Source organism: Streptomyces niphimycinicus (assembly GCF_018883605.1).
GTDB lineage: Bacteria > Actinomycetota > Actinomycetes > Streptomycetales > Streptomycetaceae > Streptomyces > Streptomyces niphimycinicus.
On the sequence record NZ_JAHLEM010000899.1, the window covers coordinates 1 to 5,343 of the forward strand.

General features: G+C 72.5%; 4 protein-coding genes. 2 read left to right on the forward strand and 2 right to left on the reverse strand.

Annotation, left to right across the window (positions count from 1 at the left end):
- Positions 1–119: 119 nt before the first annotated feature.
- Positions 120–1,079, reverse strand: coding sequence for a methylmalonyl Co-A mutase-associated GTPase MeaB (meaB, locus tag KN815_RS45010; protein WP_216347586.1), 960 nt, complete (start codon positions 1,077–1,079; stop codon positions 120–122).
- 176 nt (positions 1,080–1,255) lie between these two features.
- Positions 1,256–2,434 (reverse strand): acetyl-CoA C-acetyltransferase, encoded by a 1,179-nt coding sequence (locus KN815_RS45015; RefSeq protein WP_216347587.1) that lies wholly within the window; start codon positions 2,432–2,434, stop codon positions 1,256–1,258.
- 157 nt (positions 2,435–2,591) lie between these two features.
- Between KN815_RS45015 and mce the strand changes: the two genes are divergently transcribed.
- A complete protein-coding gene (gene mce, locus KN815_RS45020) occupies positions 2,592–3,044 on the forward strand; it encodes a methylmalonyl-CoA epimerase (protein ID WP_059147653.1) in 453 nt (150 codons plus the stop codon).
- Positions 3,045–3,291: 247 nt separating this feature from the next.
- Positions 3,292–5,343 (forward strand): polarized growth protein Scy (scy, locus tag KN815_RS45025; protein WP_301184703.1); only part of this gene is annotated, 2,052 nt, incomplete at its 3' end.

Sequence of the window (5,343 nt, forward strand, 5' to 3'; positions counted from 1 at the left end):
ACCCCCGCCGGGGCTCCGCCCCGGACCCCGCTCTTCAAACGCCGGAGGGGCTGAATAGCGGGTAGCCGCGAGACGGTGGGAGGGGGCGGGGTCGCAGGGGTGGGGGTCCTGCGCACCCGTCACCCCCGCTCCGTCACCCCCGCAACCAGCTCGTCCGCCGCCGTATACGGATCCAGCTCACCCGCGACGACCCGCTCCGCGAGCGCCCCCAGCCGGCGGTCGCCGTGCAGATCGCCGATCCGCTCCCGCAGCGCCGTCACCGCGATCGTCTCGACCTCGCCCGCCGCCCGCCGCATCCGGCGCTCCGCGAGCACCCCGTGCTCCTCCATCCAGGCACGGTGCTTCTCCAGCGCCTCGACCACCTCGTCGATCCCCTCGCCGCGCGCCGCCACGGTCTTCACGATGGGCGGCCGCCAGTCCCCCGGCGCCCGCCCCTCGCCCAGGCCCAGCATGTGGTTGAGCTCGCGGGCCGTGGCATCGGCCCCTTCCCGGTCGGCCTTGTTGACCACATACACATCGCCGATCTCCAGGATCCCGGCCTTGGCCGCCTGGATCCCGTCCCCCATCCCCGGCGCGAGCAGCAGCACACTGGTGTCGGCCTGGGCGGCGATCTCGACCTCGGACTGACCGACGCCCACCGTCTCCACCAGCACCACATCGCATCCGGCCGCGTCCAGCACCCGGATGGCCTGCGGAGCGGCCCAGGCGAGCCCGCCGAGATGGCCGCGGGTGGCCATGGAGCGGATGTAGACGCCGGGGTCGGAGGCGTGCTCCGACATCCGTACGCGGTCGCCCAGGAGCGCCCCGCCGGAGAACGGCGAGGAGGGGTCGACGGCGAGGACGCCCACCCGCTTGCCCATCCGCCGGTAGGCGGCGACGAGCGCGGAGGTCGAGGTGGACTTGCCGACGCCCGGCGAGCCGGTCACCCCGACCACATACGCGCCCCCGGCCAGCGGAGCGAGCGCGGCCATCACCTCGCGCAACTGCGGCGAGGCACCCTCGACCAGCGAGATGAGCCGGGCGACCGCACGCGGCCGCCCCTGCCGCGCCTGCTCCACCAGCGTGGGCACATCAGCCATGGGTGCCGTACTCCTTACCGCTCCATCATCGCGTCATCACAGCGGAAACCGAGGCCACGGGGAAACCGAGGCCACGGGGAAACCCGGGACCCAAGAGAAACCCGGGACCCAAGAGAAACCCGGGACGCAAGGGAAACCTGAGCCCCAAGAGAAACCCGGGCCCCAGGGGCAACCCTCTACTCTCCCGCCGGCACCCGCAGGATCAGCGCGTCCCCCTGCCCGCCCCCACCGCACAGCGCCGCCGCTCCGGTCCCGCCGCCACGCCGCCGCAGCTCCAGCGCGAGATGCAGCGCGATCCGCGCGCCGGACATCCCGATGGGGTGGCCGAGGGCAATCGCGCCCCCATTCACATTCACCCTTTCGGGGGAAACACCCAGGTCCTTCATCGACTGCACGGCGACCGCGGCGAACGCCTCGTTGATCTCGATGAGGTCGAGATCGTCGACCGTCAGCCCCTCCTTGCCCAGGGCGTGCGCGATCGCGTTGGACGGCTGGGACTGGAGGGAGTTGTCGGGTCCCGCCACATTCCCGTGGGCGCCGATCTCGGCGATCCACTCCAGCCCCAGCTCCTCGGCCTTGGCCTTGCTCATCACGACGACCGCGGCGGCCCCGTCCGAGATCTGCGACGACGTGCCCGCCGTGATCGTCCCGTCCTTGGCGAACGCGGGCCGCAGCCTGCCCAGCAGCTCGGCCGTGGTCTCGCCGCGGATGCCCTCGTCCTTGTCGAAGACCACCGGCTCGCCCTTGCGCTGCGGGATCTCCACGGGGGTGATCTCGGCGTCGAAGAGGCCGTTCTTCTGGGCGGCGGCGGCCCGCTGGTGGGACTGGGCGGCGAACTCGTCCTGCTCGGGGCGCTGGATGCCCAGCCGGGTGTTGTGCTTCTCGGTGGACTCGCCCATGGCGATGGACTCGAAGGCGTCGGTCAGCCCGTCGTGCGCCATCGCGTCGAGCATCTCGACCGCGCCGTACTTGTAGCCCTCCCGGGACTTGGGCAGCAGATGGGGGGCGTTGGTCATGGACTCCTGCCCGCCCGCGACCACGATGTCGAACTCGCCCGCGCGAATGAGCTGGTCGGCCAGGGCGATCGCGTCCAGCCCGGAGAGGCAGACCTTGTTGATCGTGAGGGCGGGCACACTCATCGGGATGCCGGCCTTGACCGCCGCCTGCCGGGCCGGAATCTGCCCGGCGCCCGCCTGGAGCACCTGCCCCATGATCACGTACTGCACCTGCTCGGGACCGACCCCGGCCCGCTCCAGCGCGGCCTTGATCGCGATTCCGCCCAGGTCGGCGCCGGAAAACGAGCGCAGGCCGCCGAGCAGCCGTCCCATGGGCGTCCGGGCGCCCGCCACCATCACAGAGGTCGTACGAGTCATTGGTGCGTCCCCTTCACGAGGAGAAGGAAGTTAACGAGGGTTATCGTCAATGTACTGACGAGTACCCGCGCGGTCACCGGCCCATCGGTGTGATCGCGCGCACGTTGCGTAACCGGCTGTGCGGCGGTGCACTGTTCCCATGCTGACGAGAATCGACCACATCGGGATCGCCTGCTTCGACCTCGACAAGACTGTTGAGTTCTACCGTGCCACGTACGGCTTCGAGGTGTTCCACTCCGAGATCAACGAGGAGCAGGGCGTCCGCGAGGCCATGCTCAAGATCAATGAGACCTCCGACGGCGGGGCCTCCTACCTCCAGCTTCTCGAGCCGATCCGGGAGGACTCCGCGGTCGGCAAGTGGATGGCCAAGAACGGTGAGGGCGTCCACCACATCGCCTTCGGCACCGCCGATGTCGACACCGACTCCGAGGCCATCCGCGACAAGGGCGTCCGGGTCCTCTACGAACAGCCCCGCCGTGGCTCGATGGACTCCCGGATCACCTTCCTCCACCCCAAGGACTGTCACGGTGTGCTGACCGAGCTCGTCACCGCCGCGGACCCCGCCGCCCACAAGGGCGAAGAGGATCACTGAAGCGGACCACTGACCTACCCCTTCCCCGGCCGGTAGAGTGCAGCATCGGCCGGGGTACGGAATCGGAAAGGGATCGGGGTCCGGCCCGGGCTTCGCCGATGATCTGACACCATTTCTTCGGAAGGGCCAGCTCCGGTCCGACCCGGCACGCACTTCGCCTGGTCGGTACCGCAAGGGAACCGTCGAGGAACCCCTGGGCACCGCGAGGGACCACGGGGGACCACGAGGGTGACGGAGCAGGCCGCCAATGCGACCAGGGGACGGATGGGACCGCGCAGTGCGGGGCTACGACCGCTACGAGCCTGACGATCAGCTCTCCAAGTTCGAGGCCGAGATGGAGCGGCTGAAGACCGAGCGTGAGAAGGCCGTCCAGCACGCCGACGACCTCGGCTACCAAGTCGAGGTGCTGCGCGCCAAGCTGCATGAGGCGCGCCGCAACCTGGCGGCCCGCCCCGCCTACGACAGCGCCAACGTCGGCTACCAGGCAGAGCAGTTGCTGCGGGACGCCCAGCTCCAGGCGGACCAGTTGCGCGCCAACGCCGAGCGTGAGCTGCGTGAGACCCGGGCGCAGACCCAGCGGCTGCTCCAGGAGCAGGCCGAGCGGCAGGCCCGGCTGGAGGCCGAGCTGCACGCCGAGGCCGTGGCCCGGCGCCAGCGGCTGGACCAGGAGCTGGCCGAGCGCCGCAGCACCGTCGAGTCGCATGTCAACGAGAACGTGGCCTGGGCCGAGCAGTTGCGGGCCCGTACCGAGGCGCAGGCCCGCCGGCTCATGGACGAGTCCCGGGCGGAGGCCGAGCAGGCCCTGGCCGAGGCGCGCGCCGAAGCCCAGCGCATGACCGAACAGGCCCGTCAGCGGCTGGGCTCCGAGGCGGAGGCCGGCCGTGCCGAGGCCGAGGCGATTCTGCGCCGGGCCCGCGCCGACGCCGAGCGGCTGCTGACCAACGCGGGCACCCAGGCCCAGGAGGCCACCGACCACGCGGAGCAGTTGCGCACCACCACCGCCACCGAGGCGGACCAGGCCCGTCGTCACGCGGCCGAGCAGACCCGCGCCGCCGAGCAGCGGATGCAGGAGGCCGAGCAGGCGCTGCGCGAGGCGCGCAGCGAGGCCGAGAAGGTCGTCGCCGAGGCCAAGGACGCGGCGGCCAAGCGGCTCACGGCCGCCGAGTCGGACAACGAGCAGCGCACCCGTACCGCCAAGGCGGAGGTCGCCCGGCTGGTCGGCGAGGCCACCAAGGAGGCCGAGCGGCTGCGGGCCGAGGCCGAGCAGTTGCGGGACGACGCCCGCGCCGAGGCCGAGCGGATGGTCGCCGAGGCGGGCGACGACGCCCGGGCCAGGGCCGCCGAGGACTCGGCCGCCCAGCTCGCCAAGGCGGCCCGGAGCGCCGAGGAGGTGCTGACCCGCGCCTCGGAGCAGGCGCAGGCCACCACCAAGGCGGCCGCCGACGAGGCCGAGCGGATCCGGGGCGAGGCCGAGGAAGAGGCGGACCGGCTGCGGGCCGAGGCGCACGACACGGCCGAGCAGCTCAAGGGCACGGCCAAGGACGACACCAAGGAGTACCGCGCCAAGACCGTCGAGCTTCAGGAGGAGGCCCGCCGGCTGCGCGGCGAGGCCGAGCAGCTCCGGTCGGAGGCGGTCGCCGAGGGCGAGCGGATCCGCACCGAGGCGCGCCGGGAGGCGGTCCAGCAGATCGAGGAGGCGGCCAGCACCGCCGAGGACCTGCTGACCAAGGCGAAGGCCGACGCGGAGGAGACCCGCTCGGGTGCCACCGCCGAGAGCGAGCGGGTGCGCACCGAGGCCATCGAGCGGGCCAACGCGCTGCGCCGGCAGGCCGATGAGCTGCTGAAGCGGGCCCGCGGCGAGGCCGAGGAGCTGGTGACCTCGGCCGAGGAGCAGGCCGAGCGGGTCAAGTCGGAGGCGTCCACCGCGGCCGAGGAGCTGCGCGAGGAGGCCGAGCGGGCCGCCGAGGACCGCCGCTCCGAGGCCGAGGGCGAGCTGAACCGGCTGCACCAGGAGGCCGAGCAGCGGCTCTCCTCCGCCGACGAGGCGCTGCGGGACGCCCGCACCGAGGCGGAGCGGCTGCGCAAGGAGACCGCCGAGGAGATCGAGCGGCAGCGCACGGAATCCGCCGAACGGCTGAACGCGCTGCGCCAGCAGGCCGAGGACGAGGCCGTACGGCTGCGCGACGAGGCCGCCGCGGACGCGTCCAACGCGCGCGCCGAGGGCGAGTCGGTGGCCGTACGGCTGCGTGGCGAGGCCGCCGCGGAGGCCGAGCGGCTGCGCTCCGAGGCCCAGGAGACG